Annotated in this window: 19 protein-coding genes; 4 read left to right on the top strand and 15 right to left on the bottom strand. The window is 65.7% G+C overall.

Going from position 1 to position 23,984, the window contains the following annotated elements; translation table 11 throughout:
* Nucleotides 1-347: 347 nt before the first annotated feature.
* The gene (locus DPV79_RS15220; RefSeq protein ID WP_113045791.1) at nt 348-1,598 is read right to left on the bottom strand and encodes a YbfB/YjiJ family MFS transporter; all 1,251 of its coding nucleotides are present in this window, start codon (nt 1,596-1,598) and stop codon (nt 348-350) included.
* A 124-nt stretch (nt 1,599-1,722) separates the two neighbouring features.
* Here DPV79_RS15220 and DPV79_RS15215 point away from each other — a divergent pair, with 124 nt between their 5' ends.
* Nucleotides 1,723-2,637 (top strand): LysR family transcriptional regulator, encoded by a 915-nt coding sequence (locus DPV79_RS15215; RefSeq protein ID WP_059816003.1) that lies wholly within the window; start codon nt 1,723-1,725, stop codon nt 2,635-2,637.
* A 232-nt stretch (nt 2,638-2,869) separates the two neighbouring features.
* Here the strand turns inward: DPV79_RS15215 and alaS are convergent, their stop codons facing one another.
* Entirely contained in the window at nt 2,870-5,494 is a 2,625-nt protein-coding gene (alaS, locus tag DPV79_RS15210) for an alanine--tRNA ligase (RefSeq protein WP_059816000.1), read from the bottom strand.
* Between the two features lie 249 nt (nt 5,495-5,743).
* Between alaS and DPV79_RS15200 the strand changes: the two genes are divergently transcribed.
* Nucleotides 5,744-6,964 (top strand): CaiB/BaiF CoA transferase family protein, encoded by a 1,221-nt coding sequence (locus DPV79_RS15200; RefSeq protein WP_059687267.1) that lies wholly within the window; start codon nt 5,744-5,746, stop codon nt 6,962-6,964.
* An 84-nt stretch (nt 6,965-7,048) separates the two neighbouring features.
* On the opposite strand, the gene DPV79_RS15195 is transcribed toward DPV79_RS15200, so the two are convergent.
* Both DPV79_RS15195 and DPV79_RS15190 read right to left on the bottom strand, forming a co-directional pair.
* Entirely contained in the window at nt 7,049-7,603 is a 555-nt protein-coding gene (locus tag DPV79_RS15195) for an RBBP9/YdeN family alpha/beta hydrolase (protein ID WP_059486866.1), read from the bottom strand.
* Nucleotides 7,604-7,781: 178 nt separating this feature from the next.
* Nucleotides 7,782-7,991, bottom strand: a complete 210-nt coding sequence (locus DPV79_RS15190) for an ornithine acetyltransferase (RefSeq protein WP_011351716.1) — start codon at nt 7,989-7,991, stop codon at nt 7,782-7,784.
* 244 nt (nt 7,992-8,235) lie between these two features.
* Here DPV79_RS15190 and DPV79_RS15185 point away from each other — a divergent pair, with 244 nt between their 5' ends.
* The gene (locus tag DPV79_RS15185) at nt 8,236-9,945 is read left to right on the top strand and encodes a glutamine--tRNA ligase/YqeY domain fusion protein (protein WP_113045790.1); all 1,710 of its coding nucleotides are present in this window, start codon (nt 8,236-8,238) and stop codon (nt 9,943-9,945) included.
* Nucleotides 9,946-10,226: 281 nt separating this feature from the next.
* On the opposite strand, the gene DPV79_RS15180 is transcribed toward DPV79_RS15185, so the two are convergent.
* The 8 genes from DPV79_RS15180 to DPV79_RS15145 all read right to left on the bottom strand — a co-directional run bounded on the left by DPV79_RS15180 (nt 10,227) and on the right by DPV79_RS15145 (nt 20,163).
* Nucleotides 10,227-10,490 carry a PAAR domain-containing protein gene (locus DPV79_RS15180; protein WP_081052722.1) on the bottom strand — a complete coding sequence of 88 codons (264 nt, stop codon included), beginning with the start codon at nt 10,488-10,490 and terminating at the stop codon, nt 10,227-10,229.
* Between the two features lie 4 nt (nt 10,491-10,494).
* Complete coding sequence (locus tag DPV79_RS15175) at nt 10,495-11,664, bottom strand: DUF6708 domain-containing protein (protein WP_113045789.1); 1,170 nt, start codon at nt 11,662-11,664, stop codon at nt 10,495-10,497.
* A complete protein-coding gene (locus tag DPV79_RS15170) occupies nt 11,665-14,313 on the bottom strand; it encodes a T6SS effector BTH_I2691 family protein (RefSeq protein WP_133295648.1) in 2,649 nt (882 codons plus the stop codon).
* A 21-nt stretch (nt 14,314-14,334) separates the two neighbouring features.
* Nucleotides 14,335-15,210: a DUF4123 domain-containing protein gene (locus DPV79_RS15165; protein WP_113045787.1), complete on the bottom strand. Its 876-nt coding sequence runs from the start codon at nt 15,208-15,210 to the stop codon at nt 14,335-14,337.
* Entirely contained in the window at nt 15,207-17,312 is a 2,106-nt protein-coding gene (locus DPV79_RS15160; RefSeq protein WP_113045786.1) for a type VI secretion system Vgr family protein, read from the bottom strand. Before DPV79_RS15160 ends, DPV79_RS15165 begins: the two co-directional genes overlap by 4 nt.
* 468 nt (nt 17,313-17,780) lie before the next feature.
* Nucleotides 17,781-18,251 carry an NUDIX domain-containing protein gene (locus DPV79_RS15155; protein ID WP_027787759.1) on the bottom strand — a complete coding sequence of 157 codons (471 nt, stop codon included), beginning with the start codon at nt 18,249-18,251 and terminating at the stop codon, nt 17,781-17,783.
* An 11-nt stretch (nt 18,252-18,262) separates the two neighbouring features.
* A complete protein-coding gene (locus tag DPV79_RS15150; RefSeq protein WP_113045785.1) occupies nt 18,263-18,649 on the bottom strand; it encodes a hypothetical protein in 387 nt (128 codons plus the stop codon).
* A 128-nt stretch (nt 18,650-18,777) separates the two neighbouring features.
* Nucleotides 18,778-20,163, bottom strand: a complete 1,386-nt coding sequence (locus DPV79_RS15145) for a cytochrome-c peroxidase (RefSeq protein ID WP_113045784.1) — start codon at nt 20,161-20,163, stop codon at nt 18,778-18,780.
* 224 nt (nt 20,164-20,387) lie between these two features.
* Here DPV79_RS15145 and DPV79_RS15140 point away from each other — a divergent pair, with 224 nt between their 5' ends.
* Nucleotides 20,388-21,974, top strand: coding sequence for an acid phosphatase (locus DPV79_RS15140; protein WP_060218203.1), 1,587 nt, complete (start codon nt 20,388-20,390; stop codon nt 21,972-21,974).
* A 91-nt stretch (nt 21,975-22,065) separates the two neighbouring features.
* Here the strand turns inward: DPV79_RS15140 and DPV79_RS43645 are convergent, their stop codons facing one another.
* From DPV79_RS43645 to DPV79_RS15130, 3 genes are read right to left on the bottom strand one after another with little or no spacing between them, the layout of a single operon-like run.
* Nucleotides 22,066-22,197 (bottom strand): hypothetical protein, encoded by a 132-nt coding sequence (locus tag DPV79_RS43645; protein WP_279636563.1) that lies wholly within the window; start codon nt 22,195-22,197, stop codon nt 22,066-22,068.
* Entirely contained in the window at nt 22,190-22,885 is a 696-nt protein-coding gene (locus DPV79_RS15135) for a YoaK family protein (RefSeq protein ID WP_048025922.1), read from the bottom strand. The genes DPV79_RS43645 and DPV79_RS15135 overlap by 8 nt, the downstream gene beginning before the upstream one ends.
* Entirely contained in the window at nt 22,882-23,796 is a 915-nt protein-coding gene (locus DPV79_RS15130) for a VOC family protein (protein WP_113045783.1), read from the bottom strand. The genes DPV79_RS15135 and DPV79_RS15130 overlap by 4 nt, the downstream gene beginning before the upstream one ends.
* Nucleotides 23,797-23,984: the final 188 nt, after the last annotated feature.

Below are 23,984 nucleotides of genomic sequence, written 5' to 3'. Positions count from 1 at the left end.
GGGCGGTGAACCGGCTGTACTTGCGCCCGCGATGACGAAACAACCGATGTCGTTACGGCAACGGACGATAATTCTTCGTTGATCTACCCACATGCGCCACTGCATCCGAAGTGCAATCGCCAGACCCCTCCGGCGATCAATTTATTCGGCGGATGCTACAGACAGGCATTCCGGATGTATGTAGATCAGGTACGAAATTTGCGCAGCAATCGTCGTTAAAAATCAGTCGCGTACTAATCCGCTTCCGGGAAAAATAGTAATCCTATTAATTTACCCCGATCGAAACGACATCGCCCCCGGGCAATCGACACGTTGCCCGCGCGCGCCGACGGCATCGCCCGTCGGTGTCACGCGCGGCGCCGATGCGCACCGGCAACCGCCGTCATCGCCACGAACCCCGCCGCCCCGGCCAGCAGCGCCACGGCCGCGACCCACAGCGCGGGCGTGAACGACCCGTATCGCGCCACCAGCGGCGCCGCGACGAGCGGCCCCGCAATCTGCCCGACGCCGTACGACGCGGTCGCATAGCCCATCAGCCCGGCCGCGCGTTCGCCATGCAGGCGCCGCGCCTCGCGCATCGCAAACAGCGTGATCGCGGTGAACGGCAGGCCGAGCAACAGGCTGCCGACCGAGAAACCGGCCGCGTTCGGCCACACGATCCCGGCCGCGATGCCGAGCGCCTGCGTCGCGCAACCGGCCGCGAGCAGCAGCCGGTTGTCCCAGTGGCCGGGCAGCCGCGAAGCGGAGACCGCGCCGACGATCAGCGCCGCGCCGAACATCGGCCAGAACAGGTCGGGCCACGGCGACCCGGCCGGCAGCGCGGCGCGCGCGATCACGGGCAGGAACGTCGCGGTGATGATGTAGCCGAAGCCCGGCATGCCGTACAGCACGACGAGCCAAGCGGCGTCCGCACGATGGCGCCGCGCGTCGTGCGGCGCCGCGACCGTCGCCGCATGCCGGGCAGTCACGGCCGGCGGCATGGCTGCCGACACCGGCGCATTGCCGAACGTGCGCCAGATCGCGATCGACAGCACGGCCGACAGCGCCGCGAAACCGAGCCAGCCCGACGCCGCGCGCTGACCGGCCAGCGCGCTGCCGATCAGCCCCGTCACCACGATGCCCACGCCGGGCCCCGCGTAGATCACCCCGCTCCACTCCGGCGCGACCAGTTCGGCCAGCCGCCGCAGCCCCCATTGCGACATGAAGACGAAGGTCCATGCGCTGACGACGCCCGCGACGAAGCGCACCGCGAGCCACACGGGCAGCAGGTGGCCAACACCCATCGCGGCGGTGAGCAACACGGTGGCCACGAGCCCGACGCGCACCATGCGCGCGGGCGCCACCCGCAGCGCGGCGCAACTGACGGCACCGACGAAGTAACCCGCGTAGTTCGCCGACGCGAGCCAGCCGCCGGCCTTCAGGCCGATCGAGCCGTCGGCGAGCATCAGCGGCAGCAGCGGCGTGAACGCGAAGCGGCCGACACCGAGCACGACCGCGAGGCCGACCATGCAGGCCAGCGCGACCGTGCGGGCGCGGCGGTCGGTATCGTCGACGGAAGGCGCGCCGGCGGCGGCGCTCGGGGCATCGGAACGGGACATGGCGGCATGGGCCGCGCGCGGAACGCGCCGGCCGGATCGGAAATCGGAACGTTTCCATCGTAGCTTGACCAAACGTTCTCGAAAAATGAATAATTGAGAATCCATTCATCGCTCGGAGAGAATCATGGATCTGGCGGCACTGGCGATATTCCGGGCCGTGGTGCGCGAGAACGGCGTGACGCGCGCGGCGGCCAAGCTCAATCGCGTGCAGTCGAACGTGACGACGCGTATCAAGCAGCTCGAGGAAGAACTCGGCGCGGCGCTGTTCGTGCGCGACGGCCGCCGGCTCGTGCTGACGCCGGCCGGGCACACGCTGCTGCCGTATGCGGAGCGCCTGCTCGCGCTCGCCGACGAGGCGCGCGACGCGGTGCGCGAGGACACGCCACGCGGGCGGCTGCGGCTCGGCACGATGGAAAGCACGGCCGCGAGCCGGCTGCCGGCCGTGCTCGCGCGCTATCACCACGCCTGGCCCGACGTGTCGCTCGAACTGGTGACGGGCACGACGGGCTGGCTGATCGAGCGCGTGCGCGACTTCGAGATCGACGCCGCGCTGTTCGCGCGCCCGCCGGCGCCGGACACGCTGCCCGACACGTTCGAGACGGTGCCGATCTTCCGCGAGGATCTCGTGCTGCTCACGCCGCGCGGCCATCCACCGGTGCGCACGCCGCGCGACGTGATCCTGCCGACGCTGATCGCGTTCGAGCGCGGCTGCACGTACCGGAAATACGTCGAGCAATGGTATGTGACGCACGGCGTGAAACCGGCGCGCGTGCTCGAACTCGGCTCGTATCACGCGATCGTCGCGTGTGTCGCGGCCGGCGCGGGCGTCGCGGTCGCGCCGCGTTCGGTGCTCGACCTGCAGCCCGAGACCGGCAACATCGCCGCACACGTGATCCCCGAGCTGGAGGGCATCGACACGCTGCTCGCGTGGCGGCAGGGTTATGCATCGGCGGCGCTCGCCGCGCTGCGCGATGCGCTTGGGGAAGCCGAGCGGCAGCAGGACGCCGTACAGAAAGCGCACGTGGCGCTGCCGGCCTGAAGCGATCCGCCAACGGACGCGCGACGGCGCACTCACGCACCGTCCGTTTGCGTACCGGGCAACCGTTCGTGCGTCAGGCACGATGGCGGATCGGCCCCACACACGGCGGGTAAACGCAAAACGACCCGACCGGCACCGATGCCGATCGGGTCGTTTCATGCGATTCCGTCGAAAGAATCGCGCGGTGCGGGCCGGCGCTCCGCCCTTGCGGGCGCCGCGCCGGCCAGGCCGATCAGAGGCGCTCTTCGACCCAGCCCTTCACGCCCGCGAGCGCGCCCGGCAGGTTCGCCGGCTCGGTGCCGCCCGCCTGCGCCATGTCCGGACGGCCGCCGCCCTTGCCGCCGACCTGCTGCGCGACGAAGTTCACGAGCTCGCCGGCCTTGACCTTCTTGCTCGCGTCCGGCGTGACGCCTGCGATCAGGCTGACCTTGCCGCCTTCGACGGCCGCCAGAACGATCGCCGCGTTCTTCAGCTTGTCCTTCAGCTTGTCGACCGTTTCGCGCAGCGTCTTCGCGTCCGCGCCGTCGAGCGTCGCCGCCAGCACGTACACGCCGCCGATTTCGACGGCCTGCTGCGCGAGCTCGTCGCCCTGGCTCGAGGCGAGCTTCGACTTCAGCGCGCCCAGCTCCTTCTCGAGCGACTTCACCTGGTCCTGCACCTGCGCGATCCGCTGCGTCAGTTCCGACGGCTGCGCCTTCAGCGCCGCTGCCGCTTCGTTCACACGCGCGTCGAGTTCCTGCACGTAGCGCAGCGCGTTGTCGCCGGTGATCGCCTCGACGCGGCGGATGCCGGCCGCGACACCGCCTTCGACAACGATCTTGAACAGGCCGATGTCGCCGGTGCGGTGCACGTGCGTGCCGCCGCACAGTTCGCGCGAGAAGCCGAGGTCGAGCACGCGCACTTCATCGCCGTACTTCTCGCCGAACAGCGCCATCGCGCCGCCCTTCACCGCTTCGTCGTACGGCATCACGCGCACGATGCCCGGCGCGTTCGCGAGGATTTCGTTGTTGACGATCTGCTCGACGCGACGGATTTCGTCGTCGGTCATCGGCGCGTTGTGCGCGAAGTCGAAACGGGTCTTTTCCGCGTCGACCAGCGAACCCTTCTGCTGCACGTGCGCGCCGAGCACTTCGCGCAGCGCCTTGTGCATCAGGTGGGTGGCCGAGTGGTTGCGCTGCGTGCGCGCACGACGGTGCGCGTCGATCTCCGCGCGCAGCACGTCGCCGACCTTCAGCGTGCCTTGTTCCAGCGTGCCGTGATGGCCGATCACGTCGGCCTGCACCTTCAGCGTATCGGCCACCGCGAAGCGCGTCGCGGCGTTCGCGAGCACGCCCTGGTCGCCGACCTGGCCGCCCGATTCCGCGTAGAACGGCGTGTGGTCGAGCACGACGACCGCATCCTGGCCGGCCTTCACTTCGTTGACGGCCGAACCGTCGACGTACAGCGCGACGACCTTCGCGTCGTCGAACGCGATTTCCTCGTAACCGTGGAACGTGGTCTTCGCGCCCGTGTATTCGAGGCCCTGCGTCGCCTTGAACTTGCCGGCCGCGCGCGCCTGCTCGCGCTGGCGCGCCATCGCGTCGTCGAATGCCGGCTCGTCGACCGTCATCCCGCGTTCGCGGCACACGTCGGCCGTGAGGTCGAGCGGGAAACCGTAGGTGTCGTGCAGCTTGAACGCGAGTTCGCCGTCGAGCACCTTGCCGCCCTTCGCTTCGACATCCGCCAGCGCGGCTTCGAGGATCGACATGCCATGCTCGATCGTCTCGAAGAAGCGCTCTTCTTCCTGGCGCAGCACGTCGGTCACGCGTTGCTCGGCTTCCTTCAGCTCCGGATAGGCAACGCCCATCTCGGCGACGAGGTCGGCCACCAGCTTGTGGAAGAACGCGCCCTTGCGGCCGAGCTTGTAGCCGTGGCGGATCGCGCGGCGCACGATGCGGCGCAGCACGTAGCCGCGGCCTTCGTTGCCGGGGATCACGCCGTCGACGATCAGGAACGAGCACGCGCGGATGTGATCGGCGATCACCTTCAGCGAGTTGTTCGTGAGGTCGCTGATCTCGGTCACGCGCGCGGCGGCCTTGATCAGGTTCTGGAACAGGTCGATCTCGTAGTTGCTGTGCACGTGCTGCAGCACCGCGGCGAGACGCTCGAGGCCCATGCCGGTGTCGACCGACTGCTTCGGCAGGCGCGTCATGTTGCCCTGCGCGTCGCGGTTGAACTGCATGAACACGAGGTTCCAGATCTCGATGTAGCGATCGCCGTCTTCTTCAGGCGACCCCGGCGGCCCACCCCACACGTCCGGGCCGTGGTCGTAGAAGATTTCGGTACACGGGCCGCACGGGCCGGTGTCGCCCATCGTCCAGAAGTTGTCCGACGCGTAGCGCGCGCCCTTGTTGTCGCCGATGCGGATGATGCGCTCGGTCGGCACGCCGACTTCCTTTGCCCAGATGTCGTAGGCTTCGTCGTCTTCCTGGTACACGGTCACCCACAGCTTGTCCTTCGGCAGCTGGTAGACCGTGGTCAGCAGTTCCCACGCGAACTTGATCGCGTCGTGCTTGAAGTAGTCGCCGAACGAGAAGTTGCCGAGCATCTCGAAGAACGTGTGGTGGCGCGCCGTGTAGCCGACGTTCTCGAGGTCGTTGTGCTTGCCGCCCGCGCGCACGCTGCGCTGCGCCGTCGTGGCGCGCGAGTACGGACGCGGGTCCGTGCCGAGGAACACGTCCTTGAACTGGACCATGCCCGAGTTCGTGAACATCAGCGTGGGGTCGTTACCGGGCACGAGGCTCGACGAGCGGACGATCGTGTGGCCCTTCGATTCGAAGAATTTGAGAAATTTCTCGCGGATTTCGGCAGCTTTCATGGCGTGCGGGGACAGTCTGGCAAAGACGGCTTCAAACGCCGGCGCCCTTGGGCGGCGCGCGGCGGCATGGATTCGGAAACGATCGATTATACGGGATCGGGGCCGGCTTCCGGGCAAAGCGCCGGCAAAGCGGCTCGGCCCTCCTGCCGGCCCGGCTGGGCCACTCGCGACGCCGATTCGCCTTAAGATGCTCGGCATGCCAATTCGCCTTGCCCGCCAAGGCCAGCCATGAAAGGAGACGATTCGACGATGGGTGCCCTGAGCCATATCCGCGTGCTGGACCTCACCCGCGTGCTCGCGGGCCCGTGGTGCGCGCAGACGCTTGCCGATTTCGGCGCGGACGTGATCAAGGTCGAGCGCCCGGGCGCCGGCGACGACACGCGCCACTGGGGGCCGCCGTACCTGAAGGACGCGGACGGCGCGGATACCGCCGAGGCCGCATACTACCTGGCGGCGAACCGCAACAAGCGCTCGGTGACGGTCGACATCGCGACGCCCGAGGGCCAGCAGATCGTGCGCGAACTCGCCGCGCAAAGCGACGTCGTGCTCGAGAACTACAAGGTCGGCCAGTTGAAGAAATACGGGCTCGATTACGAATCGCTGCGCGCGGTGAAGCCCGACCTCGTCTACTGCTCGGTCACCGGCTTCGGCCAGACGGGCCCGTACGCGCACCGTGCCGGCTACGACTTCATCGTCCAGGGGATCGGCGGCTTCATGAGCATCACCGGCGAACGCGACGGCGAGCCGGGCGGCGGCCCGCAGAAGGCCGGCGTCGCGATCGCCGACCTCGCGACCGGCCTCTACTCGACGATCGCGGTGCTCGCCGCCCTCACCCACCGCGACCGGACGGGCGAAGGCCAGTACATCGACATGGCGCTGCTCGACGTGCAGGTCGCGCTGCTCGCGAACATGAACACCAACTTCCTCGCGAGCGGCAAGCCGCCGGTGCGCTGGGGCAACGCGCATCCGAACATCGTCCCGTACCAGACGTTCCAGACGAGCGACGGGTGGATCATCGTCGCGGTCGGCAACGACGGGCAGTTCCGCAAGTTCGTCGAGGCGGGCGGCCGGCCCGAGCTGGCCGACGACGAGCGTTTCGCGACGAATCCGTCGCGCGTGCGTCACCGCGACACGCTGGTGCCGATCCTCGCGGAAATGGTGAAGGCACGCGGCAAGGCCGACTGGATCGACGTGCTCGAAGCGGCCGGCGTGCCGTGCGGGCCGATCAACGATCTCGACGAGGTGTTCGACAACGAGCAGGTCGTCGCGCGCGGGATGCAGGTGTCGCTGCCGCACCCGAGCGGCGCGGACGCGAAGCTCGTGCGCAACCCGATCCGGATGAGCGCGACGCCGCCCGACGCGCGTACCGCCCCGCCGCTGCTCGGCGCGCAGACCGACGACGTGCTGCGCGACATGCTCGGCTACGACGACGCGAAGATCGCCCGGCTGCGCGCGAAACAGGCGATCTGAGAGGCGATCCGCGCACGGCGCCCGGCGCCGGTGCCGGCGGGCAGGCGGCTGCCGCAGTTGCCGCTGCCGCCCCGCCGCGCGCCGTCAGCCGCGGCGGGCGAGCGCGTCGAGCCAGCCGCGCGCCTCGGGCCAGTCGCCGAGCCCGCTGTCCGCATTGATGTGGCCACGCGGGCCGATATCGTGGAAGGCGCTGCCCCATGCGTTCGCGCAACGGCGCGCGAACGCGGACGAGCCGTACGGATCGTCGCTGCTGGCGACGACGCAGGTCGGAAACGGCAGCCGTTCGAGCGGCACGGGCCCGAAGCCGTGCGCATCGGCCGGAAACGCGGGGCCGCCCGGGTCGGGCAACGCGACGAGCAGCGCGCCGCGCACCTTCGCGAGGGCGGCCGGGCGCGCATAGCGGGTCGCCCACCACGCGGTGGTGAGCGTGCCGAGACTGTGGCCGGCGATCAGTACCGGCCCGCGCGCGGCTTCGACCGCGCGATCGAGCGCGAGACACCAGCCGTTGCGGAACGCACGGTCCCAGTCGGGCATCGCGACGCGCGAGAAACGTGCATCGGCACGCTCCCAGCGGCTCTGCCAGTGAAGCGGGCCCGAATTGGCGTAACCCGGCAGGACGAGAACGGGGAATGAGCTCATGGAAGGTGCGTCGACGGGTGAAATCGTTATATGGCGTCGACGCAGTGTCGCACACCCGTTCCTCCCTGATGCTGCCTGTCTGAAACCGGAAGGATGTGCATGGGGCCGGGACGCGTGCGGGACGGCGTCGCGACCGGACGACGAGCCGCGTGGCACGCGGCTCGCGTCATGTCGTCGATCAGCGCACGTTCGCGCCGACGATACCGCCCGCCGCGGCGCCGGCGACCGTGCCGAGCGGGCCGCCCGTCACCAGGTAGCCGAGCGCGCCGCCCGCGGCCGCGCCGATGCCGGCATTGCGCTGCGTATGCGTCATGGCGCACGCGCCGAGTTGCGACAGGGCCGCGACGATCACGGCGGTACGAACGATAAACGTGGTCTTCTTCATCATGATTGTTGGTGTCCTCTCGCCGCGCGGTCATGCGAGCGGCGGCATTGAATCGGTGAAGCCATCATAGGCAACGCCAAACGGCCCGGGCAATCCGATTTACGTCGTGTTACAGCCGACACAATATCGAGATAATCCGTCGAAACCCGCGCCTGCCGCGCCGCCAGCCGCGCGGGACGGACCCCGGTCAGGTAGAATCACGGGATTAAACCGGCGCGACGCGCCGACACAACCTGACGCCATCCGCATGAGCACCGAACGCAACGACGCCCCCGCGGCTTCCAATTTCATCCGCAACATCATCGACGACGACAACCGCACCGGCAAATGGGGCGGCCGCGTCGAAACACGCTTCCCGCCCGAGCCGAACGGCTACCTGCACATCGGCCATGCCAAGAGCATCTGCCTGAACTTCAGCGTCGCACGCGACTACGGCGGCGTGTGCCACCTGCGCTTCGACGATACGAACCCGGAAAAGGAAAGCGTCGAGTACGTCGACTCGATCGTCGACGCGGTGCGCTGGCTCGGCTTCGACTGGCGCAAGGACGCGGTCGATCACCAGTACTTCGCGAGCGACTACTACGACAAGCTGTACGAATTCGCCGAGCTGCTGATCCAGCGCGGCAAGGCATACGTCGACAGCCAGAGCGCGGAAGAAATGCGCGCGAACCGCGGCTCGCTGACCGAAGGCGGCAAGCCGTCGCCGTTCCGCAACCGCACGCCGGAAGAAAACCTCGACCTGTTCCGCCGAATGAAGGCCGGCGAGTTCAAGGAAGGCGAGCACGTGCTGCGCGCGAAGATCGACATGGCTTCGCCGAACATGAACATGCGCGACCCGGTGATCTACCGGATCCGCTACGCGCATCACTACCGCACCGGCGACGCGTGGTGCGTGTACCCGATGTACGACTACACGCACTGCATCTCGGATGCGCTCGAAGGCATCACGCATTCGCTGTGCACGCTCGAATTCGAGGATCATCGCCCGCTGTACGACTGGGTTCTGAACGAACTCGCGGAAGCCGGCATGTTCACGCGCCCGCTGCCGCAACAGATCGAATTCTCGCGGCTGAACCTCACGTACGCGATCACCAGCAAGCGCAAGCTGCTGCAGCTCGTCACCGAAGGCCACGTCGACGGCTGGGACGACCCGCGGATGCCGACGATCGTCGGCGTGCGCCGCCGCGGCTTCACGCCGGAGAGCATCCACCTGTTCTGCGAGCGGATCGGCGTGACGAAGATCGATTCGTGGATCGACATGAGCATCTTCGAAGGCGCGCTGCGCGACGACCTCGACGACAAGGCCGCGCGCACGGTCGCCGTGCTCGATCCGCTGAAGCTCGTGATCGACAACTACCCGGAAGACCTCGAGGAAGCGTGCACGGCGCCCGTGCATCCGCACCATCCGGATCGCGGCGTGCGCACGTTCCCGATCTCGCGCGAGCTGTGGATCGAGCGCGAGGATTTCGTCGAGAACCCGCCGAAGGGCTATTTCCGCCTGTTCCCGGGCAACAAGGTGCGCCTGCGCTACGGCTACGTGATCGAGTGCACGGGCTTCGACAAGGACGCCGACGGCAACGCGACGGCCGTGCACTGCAACTACTTCCCGGACAGCAAGTCGGGCACCGAAGGCGCGAACAACTACAAGGTCAAGGGCAACATCCACTGGGTCAGCGCGAAGCATGCGCAGCCGGCCGAAGTGCGAATCTACGACCGCCTGTTCAAGGAGCCGCATCCGGACGCGGGCGGCGCGAACTTCCTCGAGGCGCTGAATCCCGATTCGAAGAAGATCGTCCAGGCGTACGTCGAGCCGGGCAACAGCGACATCGCGCCGGAAACGCGCGTGCAGTTCGAGCGTCACGGCTACTTCGTGGCCGATCGTGTCGATTCGAAGCCGGGCAAGCCCGTGTTCAACCGGATCGTCGGGCTGCGCGACAGCTGGGGCAAGCCGGCCTGACGGCTTTCTCCGCGAGGTGCCCAAAAGAGCCGACCATCAAGGTCGGCTCTTTGTTTTGCGCACGAGAAATTGCCCGCTCCGGCGGAAAAGCAACACGCGGGCGGCGCCGCACACGGTGGTCAGGGCCACACCTTGTGCTGGTGCACTCGCAACATACTCGCGCCGGCGCAGAGCGTAGTCGAGTAGCTCAAGCCGTCGTCATCGAGAACGGAGGGGCGCCTCTCGAATTCCCTTCTGCACGCGTGTTCGTTCGTCGTCGTCACACTGCTGCCACCCCTCACCTAGCCTGCCCAAGTGACCCGGCTCCGCGACGCAATCAACGTTGCACCACACGCGGCTGTATCGCCATCGCGGATCGGTGCCTTCCCGTTGGACTGCATGCCGCTTCCGGACGCCTGAAGCGCAACCGGGCCGTGCATCGGGCATTGCAAAATGTCGCCGTGCCCCGCGACAGGAATGCCATTCACCATTAAACCGGTCGTTGCCGTTTGCACGGCACCGCCGTGGGTGCTGGTGTTGCCTAAGACAATCAAGGAGCGAGTCATCGCGCTATCCTATGTGATTCCTGGAGCTGTCGGGTGTTTGGTCATCGCGTGTTTTCGAAGCATCACTCTTCGCGTCGGGCGGCAACACCTTGTTGCGTGGCTTGCGCGGACGGCGGGGCTTTGGCTTCGGCACCGGGGGTGGTGGCCAGTCAACCGCGGTGGACAGCGGCGGCACGGGTTTTCCAGGCAACCCCGCCTCGCGAATGATCCGTGGCCAGCGCGGCTCCCAGCCCAGCAGCAGTGAAATCCAATGCAAGGTGGCGTGGAGAAGTATCACGGGCGAAAGCAGCACGGTCCACAGCAGCACGCCACGCTTCAACCCTCCGCGCCATAACGGTTTGAAGAAGGTCCACGGCGCTTGCAGCGACAACCAGGGCCATGGCACCTTGCCGAGCAACTTCTTCGGCCGTGGCACCGATTGCGGGCCTTCCTCCATGTAGCGGCGGATGAATTCCCACAGGTTGACGATATCGCTCGTGCCATTCGCCACCTTGCCGACGAGCATGATATGGAAATACGGCAGGCCCGTCATATCGTTGGTCCAGGCCAGCATTAGTTGCGTGCCGGTCCCTCGCCATTCAGGAAGGCCCACCGCCGCCTCCGGGGAGACTTGCTCCCAGGCCAAAGTGGCCAGGCCGCCGGCATAGCCGGGACGATGCAGATACACCTGCCGGGTCACGCGATTGAAACGGATAAGCAGGCGACGTTGGACGAAATTCTCCAGTCGGATGAAGCGCCAGAGGAATTTGTACACTGCAAAGCAAACTCCTAGTGCGATCAGTCCGATAATTACTGGATCTATGTAGTCGATTGTTTTTGCCTCTCTTAGCGTTCCGAAATGCTTATTAGTAACCCACACCGATCCCATTTCAAAACTCAATGAACCAAGCGTCCAAATAACGAATCCTACAAGGAGCGTAAAAACAGTGAGTACCCCACGCCGCTCTTGCAGTGCGCCCGCATAAATTTCAATATAAGTGTCATTGAAGGCGTAAATAGAACCATCCGCACACGGATGCTCGCTCACTCGAGCGTGAATACCAGGGAGTGGCTTCTCCCCCCTCTCTCGCTTCAATTTTTCCTTTTTGAGCGCGCGAGCCATATTGGCTTCTAGCTCTCCTCGCTCCTCGGGGTCGTTCTGTATCGCCCAGATTCCACGTTCTATGAAGTACATTTATTTCAGCGCACCAAAAGCTTCGTATAGGCTAACCAGTTCTTTTTCTTCGCTTTTGAATGGCTTCCAAAAGCTGCTTGGATCTCGTTTGCCCAAGCAACTGTGTGTACACCAACTTTCCAGTTCGTCTGGCAGGATGGCCCAAATCACCACCGCCACGACCACGCCGATAGCGGTTGCCCAACCAAGTGCCAACCCGAGCATGGCGGTCACTTCCGGAACGGCTAATGCCGCCGACCAGCGAATTAGCGGGGGCAGTATCAAACGCAAGAGTGTGCGTTCCGTATTCTGTAGGAGCCACCGCAAATAGGGGCCAGAGGCAGACAGCGACAGCACTGAGGCCAACGCTGTAATTGCCGTAGAAAGCATAGCTTGTCCTAAATATGCGTAGCCAAGGACACGCCGATCTTCGCGGAATGCACCTGCCGCATCAACCAGCGCAATAGCTGCACTGATGCCACCCCCCACCGTAGCCAGCAATCCACCAAACAACTTCAGCCCACCCAACGCAATCGAAGCCCCCCGTCCCAAAACAGTAGAAGGCGCATACCGGGCAGCGACCGACTCGATTCCCGTTGCCGCCAACTCGAACCCCGCTGCCGCAGTGACCAATCCCGCCGCAGTCAACTCCGCATACTCCTTGGTTCCCTTGTCAGAACCGGCCGCTTTGGTCAGCAAGGCGATCGACTCCACAAGCGCAACGATCACGCCGGCACGAACCTTATAGAACTGGCCGTTCCCACGGTTCTGGAATTCCTGGGTCAAGGTATTGCGCACCCGGGCGATGTGGGCGTTCACCTGACCGGCTACCCGCGCTTCGCTGGCGCTTCGCCCTGCCGCCGCCAGTTCTTCCAGACGCAGGCGCGTAACGCTTCTGCCCAGGTTCGCGTGGATGAAGCCCAACATCGGAACCAGCAGATTGCGGTCGGCCGCGTTGTGCGGCAGGAGCTTGAACAGGTACTGATGCGCCTGCGCGAACAGCGTCAGCGAACGGCTCAACCGGGCCGCGTCGAACCATCGGTGCGTGCCCGCCACCACCGCGGCGTCGACAGCGGCATCAGCCTTGCCCAGCAGATCGGCTACGTTTTTGAAGCGCTCATTCTGGGCGCTCAACATGGCCGTCATGTTCGCCAACGTCATTCCGTCGCCGGCCTGTGCCTTGGCCTCAGCCAAAGCTAGCTTGGCGGCTTCCTCGATCTCCACCTGGTTTCGCGTCAGCGCCCGCCAGGCGAAGTTGCCCTTGCCGATCGCAATATCCGACCACCAGTAACCCAGCTTGGCCGCACCGCTAGCGCAGCCGTTCATGCCGACCACGCACAGCACGACCTGTTCGGCAAAGGCTTGCCCCCAAACCGGGTCGCGACGATCGTAGAGATCGAGCGCCTCGGCCAACAGTTCACTATGCAACCAGTCCAGATGGTCCGGTTCGCGCTTGTCCATCTCCTGCTGTGCCTGCTTGTCGCGACGAGAGAATTCCTTCTGAACGCTGGCTTTGGCTCCGTCCCAATCCAAGAGCACCTGATAGCGGTCGAACGCGTGCTGGGCGTCCTTTTCCGCACGCTGGCGCGCCTCTGCAGGGTCGTAGCGCTTCTCCAATTCCTCGAGGTTTTGAGGAATGAACCCAAAGCGCGCTTTCATGCGCAAGTCACTGTCCCTCGCATAGCGCAGCTTCGCTTGCGCATCCATCCCCGCGCTTTCGATGTAACCCCGCTGCATGGCCTCCTTGATATTGTCCAGCGCTTCGGCCACGGCATGCCGACGCTCGTTGGTGATGCCCTGGCTGTCCGCCACTTGCAACCACGCGCGGTTGATTTCGATCGCATCGTTACGCCACGCGTTCAACTCCTGAACCACCCCGATAGGGTCATACAGCACCACAGCTACGCCGGCACTTTTCAGCGTATCTCGCGTGCTCTTGTAGATCGCGGTGACTTCCTCGGCGGCGCTCCCCGGCTTCAACGCGCTGCGAAATGGCGGGAATGCCTGTCTCTCCAGAACGGCCTTCGCGCGGACATGGTTGCCCGCACGCAATTCCGCTACGGTGGCGTCGAGCTGGTGCGGGTCGACCACATCCTCGACATTCGTGCAGCTCCGCGCAAGCGTGCGCAAATCAAACTTTTGCAGACGATTGCGATACAAAGCAACGTCGCGGTAGCGGTCAACCTTCGCGGGGCTTAACGGGTCGGGCGTGAAGAGAATTCTCGCTTCGTCGATGTCCTCGGGGTCGCCCACGCTCAGGGTCCAGCTACCGAGGTTCTCTATGCCGCCCACGGGCACGCCCGGATCATAGGACCAGACCGGCTGAAGCAGCCCGCTGTCGCAGACTCGATAGGTGGCCTCACAAGCGTACGCCTTGCCACGGCGCTGTACGAACAGGTAGATATAGCCTTCGCGCACGCTGCGCACCGCATATCGACTGTCGGAGAGCTTGACGTTGAGCTTCTTGCCCAGGTGCGCCGGCAACGATGACGCCAGTTGTTCGACTCCGGCTTTGTCGTCATCCGCTATCACGCCATAGCGCAGCGGCAGAATGGTCAACGTGCGCTTGCAACTCACGCACGGGCTCGGTGCTTCGTTGCTGCGCGTTCGATTCGCCGCATCGCGACTGATGCCGAGCAGATCAGTCAGGGAATAGGTCGGTTGGGACATCGATGTTCTCTCGTGGTCGGGCTACGCTTGCTGGCGGCGATAGGCGAGATACAGATCGCCAAGACGACCTTTTCCGGCCACCGCAACGCGAATCGCATGCTGCCAGCAGTGGTCAGCCTTCAGGCGGTCCGGGCTCTGAGCCAGTGCGATGAAAACGTAGTCATGCAGATCGTCGTGTTCGGACAGGCCCGCTTTGCGCGCGCTGGCAAGCAGCGCTTCGATACGGGCCAGTCGTACTCCTCGGCACGGGTTGTCGAGCAGTTCCGGTGTTCGGGCTTCCACCGCCTGGAGCAGACGGTGCGGCAGCGGGTCGCCCATCAGGGCCTGCCAGAGCGCTTCGTCGATCATCAGGGGGGACGGCGGGTTGGCGTGTGCAACCGCGAGACCGGGAATCCGTCCCCAGCGCTGAACCCGCATGTCGGCCCGCGGAACCCACCACGACGAGATAGGGGCGATGAATTCACGCCACCAGTTCGGTGGCGCTCGCTGGTATAGCACTGGCAGTACCCAGGGATCGTAATAGCGCAATAGATAGGTCGCGCCATCCGGGCCGTGAGCAATGGTGGCATGGGCCAGATGCTCGACAAGCCGTTCGGGTGGCACGGTGCTGACTATCCAGCCGTGAAGTGCGTTTCGAAGCCGGGTACTGAGGGCCCCGGCGAACTTGTAGTGCCTTTGACGGTCGGCGGCGTCCGTCGCAAGCAGGAGGGGGCTGTAGGGGCGTAGCGCGTGCCAGGCCGGGCCTCGCAGCAACGGATAGATATTTCCCGCGAACCGCTCATGCACGGCACTCCGTAGTTCGTCATCGAGTTCCGCCATGTCGCTCACGGCCAGCAGACGCGCCGTGGGCCCGATCGCGTGCACTTCTTCGAGGAGTTGGTCGTCAAGTACTCTCATAGCTTCACCAGTGCCCGATGTTCGGCAGCCGCCTTCAGCCAGCAACCAACGCAGATGGGCTCGCCGGCATTCGGAACACCCGCCAGGGCCAGCGGTGTACCGCCGCCTCCGGTGGACAGGTCGATCGCGCCGGCTTTGTAGTTGACCGCGGCACCGTTGAATTTGAGGCCGCTCGCATCGAGTGTGAGAACGCCGCCCGGTGTGCTCCAGCAAATGGAGTCGGCGAAACACTCGTAGTGCTTCGTGTGATTCCGGATGGCCTCCGTTGCCTGTAGCTGGTGATGCCCCTGTACAGACACTTCGACGTGCCCGCCTACGCTGGCCGTGTGGTTGGCGGCGATCCTGTCAACACGGCTGTTGCCGATTTCCTCGATGCGATCCCGCGTAATCGAGATTTGCTGGGTGCGTTCGATGACCAGAGTCTGGTCGTTGCCGACGGTGGTCAGTTGGTCGTGCCCGATGTCGGTACGGTCATCGTTGGCGATCGTGTCGTGGCGGTTATTGCCGACCTTGAGGAGTTCGTCGTGTGTGATGTTCTCGCTACGGTCATTGCCGACAAACGTGGTTTCGTCATGATTGACGTGGATGTTCTGGTCACGCTGCGCGTGGACGTAGATTTCTTCCTGGCCGGCCTCATCCTCGAAGCGCAGTTCGTTGAACCCGTCTCCCTTGTGCGTCTGACTCTTGATCGTCATTCGCGTCTTGTGCCTGGGCAACTCGTACGGTGGCAGTTGCAGGCGGTTGTATGCCCTCCCCAGGATGAACGGCTGGTCCACGTCGCCATCCAGATAGCCGACGATGACTTCCTGTCCGATGCGCGGGATCGCTATATGCCCCCACAGCGCACCCGCCCAGTTCTGCGCAACCTGAATCCAGCATGAGCTGTGTTCGTCGTACCGGCCCTGACGATCCCACGGAAACTGCACCTTCACGCGGCCATATTCATCGGTGTAGATCTCTTCGCCTTCCGGCCCAACAACGGTGGCCGGCTGCGGACCGTCGATACGCGGGCGCGGCAACGGCTCGGCGCGCCATTCGGTGTCATCCGGGACCAGCACGGCCTCGTAACGGTAGTACGTGCCCTGCTGCGCGTCGGCGCTGTCCTCGGCCTGGCTCGTGAACTGCTTGCCGTGGTGGACCATATTGACCGGGCGCCAGCTACGATTCATGTCCTCGCGCGGATGGCCGGTGAGTTCGAACGCGATGCCCGGTTGCAGGCGCGCGTCGTCGCCGCTCACACGTGCGATACGCGCATCGCGCCGGTGGCCGCGCAGACGGTCCTGGGTAAAGGCATTGCCGCTGCCTTCGTGCTTGTAGCGGCCCGGGTAGTCATAGCGCGTGTAGCCGCGACCTTGATGATCGAGATCGGCCCCCACGCGTGGATACTCGTAATTGAAGCGTGGATTCTTGAACGTGTAGTCGCGCTGCACCTGACGCGCGGTGCGCACATTCTCGGTATAAGCGAAGGTATGCAGGCTGGGCTGCGGCTGATCACCGCCCGGCGTGGGGTTGTACAGCACCGGCTCGCCCGTCAGCCGCTCCAGGATGAACAAGCGGTCGCTATGAATCAGGCGATGACCGTCGGCGCGATGCTGGAACGCATAGAGGAAGCCCTCCTCGCGCAGGATTCGTTCAACGAAATCGTAGTCGGTGTCACCGGCCTGTACGCAATACTCGCGCGGCAAGTGCGCGTTGGTGATGCGTTGCTCATAGTCCAACGTCAGGCCGTGAGCCTTGAGCACCGCGCTGGCAATCTCGGTGACGTTGAGCGTCTGGAAAATGCGCCAGTCCGACGAGAGCTTCAAGCGCGCCAGACGCGGCTCGATCACGGCCGAATAGCGCGTGCGCCGAAACCCCGTGTCACCCTGCTCGAACGACGACACCGTGCCATGCACGTAGCGCACCGGCCGGGCGCCTTGCCAGATCGTCAGCAAGCCGTTGTGGTCGAGCACCTGACCGAAGTCGATCGCGGCGTTGCCGCTGGCCAGTTCGACCTCCAACAGGAAGGTCTCGGACAACCCCTCATGCAGGGTGAACTCGACGACCTCGAACGACTCGTCGCCAACAGCAAAGGTAAAGCGCAGATCGGATTGGATAGCCATAGTCGGGCTGCTCGCTGAATGCCATGCAGCAACGATTGACTATTGCGAAATCGATGTCTATTGGACGAATCCGAAAATAGAGTGTCTTGCGATTTTATTTCAGGGCTTTCGCATGAAACGTTACCTGGAATTCACGTTTGAGCCCGGAGCACCGGGCTCCCATCCGAGGATCCGCGCGAGATAGCGATCACTGGCGCAGGCCAGCATTCGACGGTTTGCAGGCGCTACAGGGAGCACCTCGACTGCCGAACCCCGCCGTTAGTCAGCGTCATCATGGAAGAAGACCACCGTCGCGCGACCAATTCCGATTGCGGCGCGAGTCTGACCGGCTCGATTACGGCGTCGACTCACGAACCAAGAACGTGCAGCAACGACCGACAGGTCGCGTTACCGACTGCCTGCTGCCCTTCACGAAAATTCGTCGTCGGTTGATCGCGCAAGGTCACAGCAGCGGCGAACACGCGCCGCTCACGCGCCCGTCAACCGCCGATGCAGATCCACCAGCGACAGCTTCGTGCGAAACAGCCGCGCGAGGCTGCGGCTCGCATACGCGTCGATGTCGGCCGGCACGGTCCAGCGATACGCATCCATCTCGGGAATCATCGAGCCGTCGCGACGGCTCGGAAACAGCGACGTGCACGTGCACTGCGCGGGATCGATCTCGCCTTCGGCCACCTGCACCGCGAACAGGTGCAGATCCTTGTCGTGCCGGTACGCGAAGCGGCCGAGATCGAGCAACCGGGCCGGCGCCAGCGCGATGCCGGTTTCCTCGAGCAGTTCGCGCAGCGCGGCGTCGGCCGGCGATTCACCCGGCTCGCCCTGCCCCTTCGGGATGTCCCAGTGCGTGGTGTCCGTCGCGTGCGCGAGGAACACGCGGCCGGCCGCATCGAGGATCACGACGCCGCACGACACCGTGCGCGGCGCGTCGCCCCGCTTCATCACACGCGTGCTCAGCGCTTCTGCAACTGCCACTTGCCCGCGTCGGTCTTGCAATAGACGGGCTTGAGCGTCATCGTCTGGCCCTTCGCGGTGATTTCGGTGGCGATTTCGCGGCAGGTCTTGCCGTCCGTCTCGGTCGTGGTCGGCGTGAGCTTCGCATCGATCTGCGTGCCGCGGCCGCTGCTCTGCCACGTCGTGGCCTCGCCGTCCTTGCCTTCATCGCGTACTTGCACAACCGCCTTCGTGAGCGACGCACGGTCGGCCTTGCTGAAATAGCTGATCGGCGTGTCGTTCAGGAAGTTCAGGTTGTTCTGCGCATGGGCGGGCAGCATCGCGGCTGCGCACGCGGCGCCGGCCAGCACGCGCGTGACGACGGAAAGGGATGCACGCATCGACATGTTGTTCTCCTTGGATGTTCGATCAAACGGCGCAACGCGCATGCCGGCGAACCGGAGGCCGGCCCTCCGGCACGCACACTGCGCCTGTCAGCGAGCGAGGATAGCATGCGTGCCGCCCGCACCGCCTTCTAGTGGCCGGCCGGCGCGGCCGTTTGCCGATATCCGTCAGTCAGCGTGCCGAGGAAGGCGATCACGTCCTTGATCTCGGCCGCGTTCAGCGCCGGCTGCTCGCCGCGCTTGCGGTCGAACGGCGCTTCGCGGTTGATGTTCGGCCAGTAGCGTTTCGGCAGATCGTCGTAGATCTGCACCTTGCCGTGCACGACCGGATAGAACTTCTCCGGATGAATGTCGCGCTCGACGTAGAAGCGCATCACGTCCTCGAGCGTGTGATACACGCCGTTGTGGAAGAACGTCTTGCGCAGCGCGACGTTGCGCAGCGACGGCGTGCGGAACAGCCCGCAGAATTCGTCGCGGCCCTTCAGGTCGGTACGCTCGGGGCCGCACGCGCCGAGGTCGTGGAAGCGCGGGTCGCGATTGACCGGCAGCGCGCGATTGCGCGGCACCGCGATCGCGATCAGCCCGAAATCGCTGAACTGCGGCGGCGTGCCGTCGAGCGCGCGCTGGCTGATGTGGCAGCTCGCGCAGTTGCCCTTCTTCTCGTCGTTGAACAATTGCAGCCCGCGCATTTCGGCCGGCGTGAGCTGCGCATGGCCCGCGAGATACGCGTCGTACTTGCTCGTGTATGGCGAGAACAATTCGGGCGTCTGCTCGAAGGTTTCGAGCGCGCGCAGCACGGCCTTGAACGTGGCCGCATCGTCGTCGAGCACCTTCACGCCGAACACCGCGCGGAACTCCTGCGCGTACGGCGCGGCCTTCACGGCCTGCGCGACCTTCGCCGGCGAGCTGTTCATCTCGAACGGCGACGTGAGCGGAATGCGCGCCTGCTCGGCGCCCGTGTCGACGCGGCCGTCCCACGTGAGGCCGCCCGTCGGGCCGGCATCGACGCTCTCGTCGCCTTCGTCGTCGGAATCGTGGAAGTGCTCGGTGAACTGCGGCACGCCCTGCAGGTACTTGAGCGACGGCACCGCACGAAAGCCCGGATGCTTCATGTCGTCGCCGCCTAACTGCACGTCCAGCGCATTGGGCGGCCCGAATGCGTGATCGGGGCTGTGACACGACGCGCACGCGAGCTTGCCGGAACCTGACAGCGTAGGGTCGAAGAAAAGTTGCTTGCCGAGGGCCGTCATCCGGCGCACGCCTTCGTAAACTTGTGCGCGCGTCTGCGGCTGGTTCGTCGCGACCACGGCGCCGGTCGCGGCAACCGTTGCGGACGCAACCGGATGCGCACCGTCCGGCGCGCCCGCCGCGCTCGCGGCCCGCGCGGACGGCGTACCGGCACCGGGCTGTCCGTCACAGCCGGCAACGGTGACGAGCGTGGCGGCCAGCGCGAATGCGCCGGCGAGATGCAGCCACGAATGCGCGAATGCGCCGGCTGTCGGTTGGCGAGGCTTCATCGATTCGTCGGAAAGTAGGTTCAGGAGCGGCCGGAGTTTATGTCAGCCGCATGACCGTTACATGACGACTCATCGACAGCCAATCGAAAGGACGCCTACACCCGCCTGTCAAATCGCACCCTCAAAATGCGTGCAGCCGGACATGCCACGGTCACCTCGCGAACCGGCGGTACACGAATGCGCCGGTTCCCCACGCGACAAGAGAGAGATAGAGAGTACAACGGATGAAAAACCACGCCTGGATTCGCTTTACACCGATCGCCGTTGCCGCGGCCGCCGCCCTCACCGCCTGCGGCGGCGACGACGTGCAGCAGCAGGGCCTGTCGACGGTCAAGAACGTCGTCGTGATCTACGCGGAAAACCGCAGCTTCGACAACCTGTACGGCAACTTCCCCGGCGCGAACGGCCTGCAGAACGTGACCGCGGCCAGCGCACAGCAGAAGGACCGCAACGGCCAGCCGCTCGCGACGCTGCCGAAGACCTGGGGCGGCCTGACCGCGAAGGGCGTGACGCCGGCCGTGACCGAGGCGATGACGGCCAACCTGCCGAACGCGCCGTTCGCGATCGACGACCCGAACGGCTTCAACACGCCGATGAGCGTGACGACGCGCGACCTGTATCACCGCTTCTACGAGAACCAGATGCAGATCAACGGCGGCAAGAACGACATGTTCGCCGCATGGGCCGACTCGGGCGGCCTCGTGATGGGCCACTACACGCCCGACGCGACGAAGCTGCCGCTGTGGAAGATCGCGCAGCAGTTCACGCTGGCCGACAACTTCTTCATGGGCGCGTTCGGCGGTTCGTTCCTGAACCACCAGTACCTGATCTGCGCGTGCGCGCCGTTCTACGCGAACGCGGACAAGAGCCCGGCCGCCGGTTCGATCTCGGCCGTCGCCGCCGACGGCAAGTCGCTGCAGCTCGCGAGCAACTCGCCCGCTTCCGCGCTCGACGGCGCGCCGAAGTTCGTGAACTCGGGCAACCTGACGCCCGACTTCTACGCGATCAACACGATGCAGCCGCCGTACCAGCCGAGCGGCAACAAGGCGGCTTCGGGCGGCGATCCGAACCTCGCCGACCCGTCGGCCGCGACGACGCTGCCGCCGCAGTCGCAACAGAACATCGGCGACCTGCTGACCAACGCGGGCGTGTCGTGGGCGTGGTACGGCGGTGCGTGGAACCAGGCACTGCAGGCCGCGCAAAGCGGCACGGCGAACGTGATCTACGGCCCGAACATGACGGCGCCGAACTTCCAGCCGCACCACCAGCCGTTCAACTACTACGCGAACCAGGCGCCGGGCAGCACGAGCCGCGCGCAGCACTTGCTCGACGGCGGCACCGACGGCAGCGAGTTCATCAAGGCGATCGACGCGGGCACGCTGCCGCAGGTCGCGTTCTACAAGCCGCAGGGCAACCTGAACGAGCACCCGGGTTACACGGACGTCGCGAGCGGCGACCAGCACATCGCGAACGTGCTCGCGCACCTGCAGGCGAGCCCGCAGTGGAAGAACATGGTCGTGGTCGTCACGTACGACGAAAACGGCGGCTTCTGGGATCACGTGTCGCCGCCGAAGGGCGACCGCTGGGGCCCGGGCACGCGCATTCCGGCGCTGATCGTGTCGCCGTTCTCGAAGAAGGGTTTCGTCGACCACACGCAGTACGACACCGCGTCGATCCTGCGCTTCATCACGCGCCGCTTCTCGCTGCCGCGCCTCGCCGGCCTGCAACAGCGCGACGACGCGCTGAAGGCCAACGGCGGGCAGCCGATGGGCGACCTGACGAACGCGCTGCAACTGTCGCCGAACCTGTAACGGCATCGCGACAGGCGGGCCGGTGTCATCGCCGGCCCGAACGCACGAAGGGCGGCCTCCCGGCCGCCCTTTTTTCATCGGAACGCACGCGTCACCCGCCGTACTTCAGCTCGACCCCGACATGGTCCGCGTTGTGCCCGCCTGCCTCGACACGGCCGTCGTGCGGATGCCGGTCGCCCGACGCCGCATCGACCTGCTGCGCATGCGCGGCCCGATCACGCATGCTCCCGCGCGGCGGTGCCGGCCGACATTCCCGCGCACGCCGCCAGTCCCGCAAGCGCGACGGCCGGAGCCAGCAGCGCCCAGAACCCGAGATAGCGAAAACCCAGCGCGCCGGCCGTCGCGCCGAGCGCGAACGCGACGATCGCCGGCCACATCTTCGCGAAGCGCGCGCGTGCCGCCGTGCGCACGCTGTCGGGCGTGCCGGCCGACAGCAGGTCGACGACGTCGAGAATTGCCTGCGTGACGTTGCCGGTCATCACCGTGTTCGGCACGCCGGCGCGCGCGATCACGCGCGGATGCGCGTTCTGGATGCCCATCGCGAACGTGCCGACGATGCCGGCCAGCAGCACCGGCAGGCTGTCGGATTGCGTGACGGGCGACGCCCACACGCCGGCCGCGCAGAAGCCGAGCAGCAGCACGGCCTGGACCGCATGCAGCGCCCGCGTACCCTGCCACGCGGGCCGCCCGGAAAACGCGCGTGCGATCAGGCTGCTCGCGACGACACCGCACACGAACGCGGGAAACACGCTCAGCTTCAGCAGGATGCCCTGGCCGAACCCGGCGGCCCCCGCGCCGATCAGCACGAAGTTGCCGGTCACGTGCGCGGTGAACAGCCCGAACAGCGCGACGAAGCTCAGCGTGTCGACGAAGCCGGCCACCGCGGCAAGAATCGTGTCCTCGTGCTTCATCGCGCCGCCCCCGCGTGGATCTCGGCGACATAACCGCCGGGGAACCGGACCAGCGCCGCGTCGCGCCCGTCCGCCGTGTACGGCGGCACGAGCACGTCGACGCCGGCCGCCCTGGCTTTCTCCAGCGTTGCGGCCAGGTCGGGCACCTCGTAGCCCGTCGTCTCGTGCCCGTACGGATAAGGCAGGTGGCCGTCCGTCACGAACACCGTCATCTTGCCGAAGCCCGACGTGATGCGAATGCGGCGATAGGTGTCGTCCGGGCGGCCGATCTCGACGCCGGGCGCCTTCAGATCGTCGGACACCACCTTGCCGTTCGAGAACTTGACGAAGTCGTGCACGAACTTGCGCACGCTCTGCGGCGACACGTACACGCGGTTTTCCGGCACCGTCTGCAGCGGGTCGTACTTCGGCGCCTGCGTGTGCCAGTAGAGCTGCATCTTCACGCCGCCCGTCCACGCGATCACCGCATCGCGGCCGATCGGATCGGGGAACGTGTCGACGATCACTTCCGCGCCGTGCTCGCGCGCCACCTTCATCGCCGCGTCCATGTCGGTGACGAGATACCCCGTGCGCTCCGCGCCGAACGGCCAGGGAGTCGGCGTCTTGAAGCCGAACACGGAGATCGTGCCGGCCGGCGTGAACACGAGCTGCGACATCGTCCGGCTCGGTGTCGGCGTGACCTGGAACACGCCCTGCTTCGACTTGCTGCCGCCGAACGTCGCGACGAAGCTGTCGGTGAAGCGATCGAAATCCTCCGGCGCCACATACACGTGCGTCGTGTCGTATTGCGGCCCGACGGCGAGCGTCGGCGTGGCCGCCGGCAGGACGGGCGGCTTCGCGTACACGGCCGGCGCCGCGACGAGGCCGGCGGCGATCGCCAGCGCGAGCAAGGCGGAACGAATCGTTTTCATGACTGGATGTCCTTGTTGTTGATCGTCATCGAGTGGCACGGCCGTTGCCGGCCGGATACTTCGCATCGGCGAGCCGCGTCGCGAGCACGCATGCCGCGATCAGCCCGAGATGCTAGAAGACGCTGTCGAGCGCCACGAAATGCGCAGCGCCCGTCCGGTTCCGGAAGTCGTGCGCCACCGCCATCGCG

It is taken from the genome of Burkholderia reimsis (assembly GCF_003294055.1).
In the GTDB taxonomy this organism is placed as follows: domain Bacteria; phylum Pseudomonadota; class Gammaproteobacteria; order Burkholderiales; family Burkholderiaceae; genus Burkholderia; species Burkholderia cepacia.
This window is presented reverse-complemented; position numbering and strand designations above follow the sequence as displayed.

What these genes read in the sequence shown, in the direction of transcription:
- DPV79_RS15165 (WP_113045787.1), bottom strand. Translation starts at nt 15,210, where the DNA reads ATGAGAGTACTTGACGACCAACTCCTCGAAGAAGTGCACGCGATCGGG.
- DPV79_RS15215 (WP_059816003.1), top strand. Translation starts at nt 1,723, where the DNA reads ATGGATCTGGCGGCACTGGCGATATTCCGGGCCGTGGTGCGCGAGAAC.
- DPV79_RS15145 (WP_113045784.1), bottom strand. Translation starts at nt 20,163, where the DNA reads ATGAAGCCTCGCCAACCGACAGCCGGCGCATTCGCGCATTCGTGGCTG.
- DPV79_RS15185 (WP_113045790.1), top strand. Translation starts at nt 8,236, where the DNA reads ATGAGCACCGAACGCAACGACGCCCCCGCGGCTTCCAATTTCATCCGC.
- DPV79_RS15130 (WP_113045783.1), bottom strand. Translation starts at nt 23,796, where the DNA reads ATGAAAACGATTCGTTCCGCCTTGCTCGCGCTGGCGATCGCCGCCGGC.
- DPV79_RS15140 (WP_060218203.1), top strand. Translation starts at nt 20,388, where the DNA reads ATGAAAAACCACGCCTGGATTCGCTTTACACCGATCGCCGTTGCCGCG.
- DPV79_RS15160 (WP_113045786.1), bottom strand. Translation starts at nt 17,312, where the DNA reads ATGGCTATCCAATCCGATCTGCGCTTTACCTTTGCTGTTGGCGACGAG.
- DPV79_RS15180 (WP_081052722.1), bottom strand. Translation starts at nt 10,490, where the DNA reads ATGACTCGCTCCTTGATTGTCTTAGGCAACACCAGCACCCACGGCGGT.
- DPV79_RS15200 (WP_059687267.1), top strand. Translation starts at nt 5,744, where the DNA reads ATGGGTGCCCTGAGCCATATCCGCGTGCTGGACCTCACCCGCGTGCTC.
- DPV79_RS15220 (WP_113045791.1), bottom strand. Translation starts at nt 1,598, where the DNA reads ATGTCCCGTTCCGATGCCCCGAGCGCCGCCGCCGGCGCGCCTTCCGTC.
- DPV79_RS15135 (WP_048025922.1), bottom strand. Translation starts at nt 22,885, where the DNA reads ATGAAGCACGAGGACACGATTCTTGCCGCGGTGGCCGGCTTCGTCGAC.
- DPV79_RS15170 (WP_133295648.1), bottom strand. Translation starts at nt 14,313, where the DNA reads ATGTCCCAACCGACCTATTCCCTGACTGATCTGCTCGGCATCAGTCGC.
- DPV79_RS43645 (WP_279636563.1), bottom strand. Translation starts at nt 22,197, where the DNA reads ATGCGTGATCGGGCCGCGCATGCGCAGCAGGTCGATGCGGCGTCGGGC.
- DPV79_RS15195 (WP_059486866.1), bottom strand. Translation starts at nt 7,603, where the DNA reads ATGAGCTCATTCCCCGTTCTCGTCCTGCCGGGTTACGCCAATTCGGGC.
- DPV79_RS15175 (WP_113045789.1), bottom strand. Translation starts at nt 11,664, where the DNA reads ATGTACTTCATAGAACGTGGAATCTGGGCGATACAGAACGACCCCGAG.
- DPV79_RS15150 (WP_113045785.1), bottom strand. Translation starts at nt 18,649, where the DNA reads ATGTCGATGCGTGCATCCCTTTCCGTCGTCACGCGCGTGCTGGCCGGC.
- alaS (WP_059816000.1), bottom strand. Translation starts at nt 5,494, where the DNA reads ATGAAAGCTGCCGAAATCCGCGAGAAATTTCTCAAATTCTTCGAATCG.
- DPV79_RS15190 (WP_011351716.1), bottom strand. Translation starts at nt 7,991, where the DNA reads ATGATGAAGAAGACCACGTTTATCGTTCGTACCGCCGTGATCGTCGCG.
- DPV79_RS15155 (WP_027787759.1), bottom strand. Translation starts at nt 18,251, where the DNA reads ATGAAGCGGGGCGACGCGCCGCGCACGGTGTCGTGCGGCGTCGTGATC.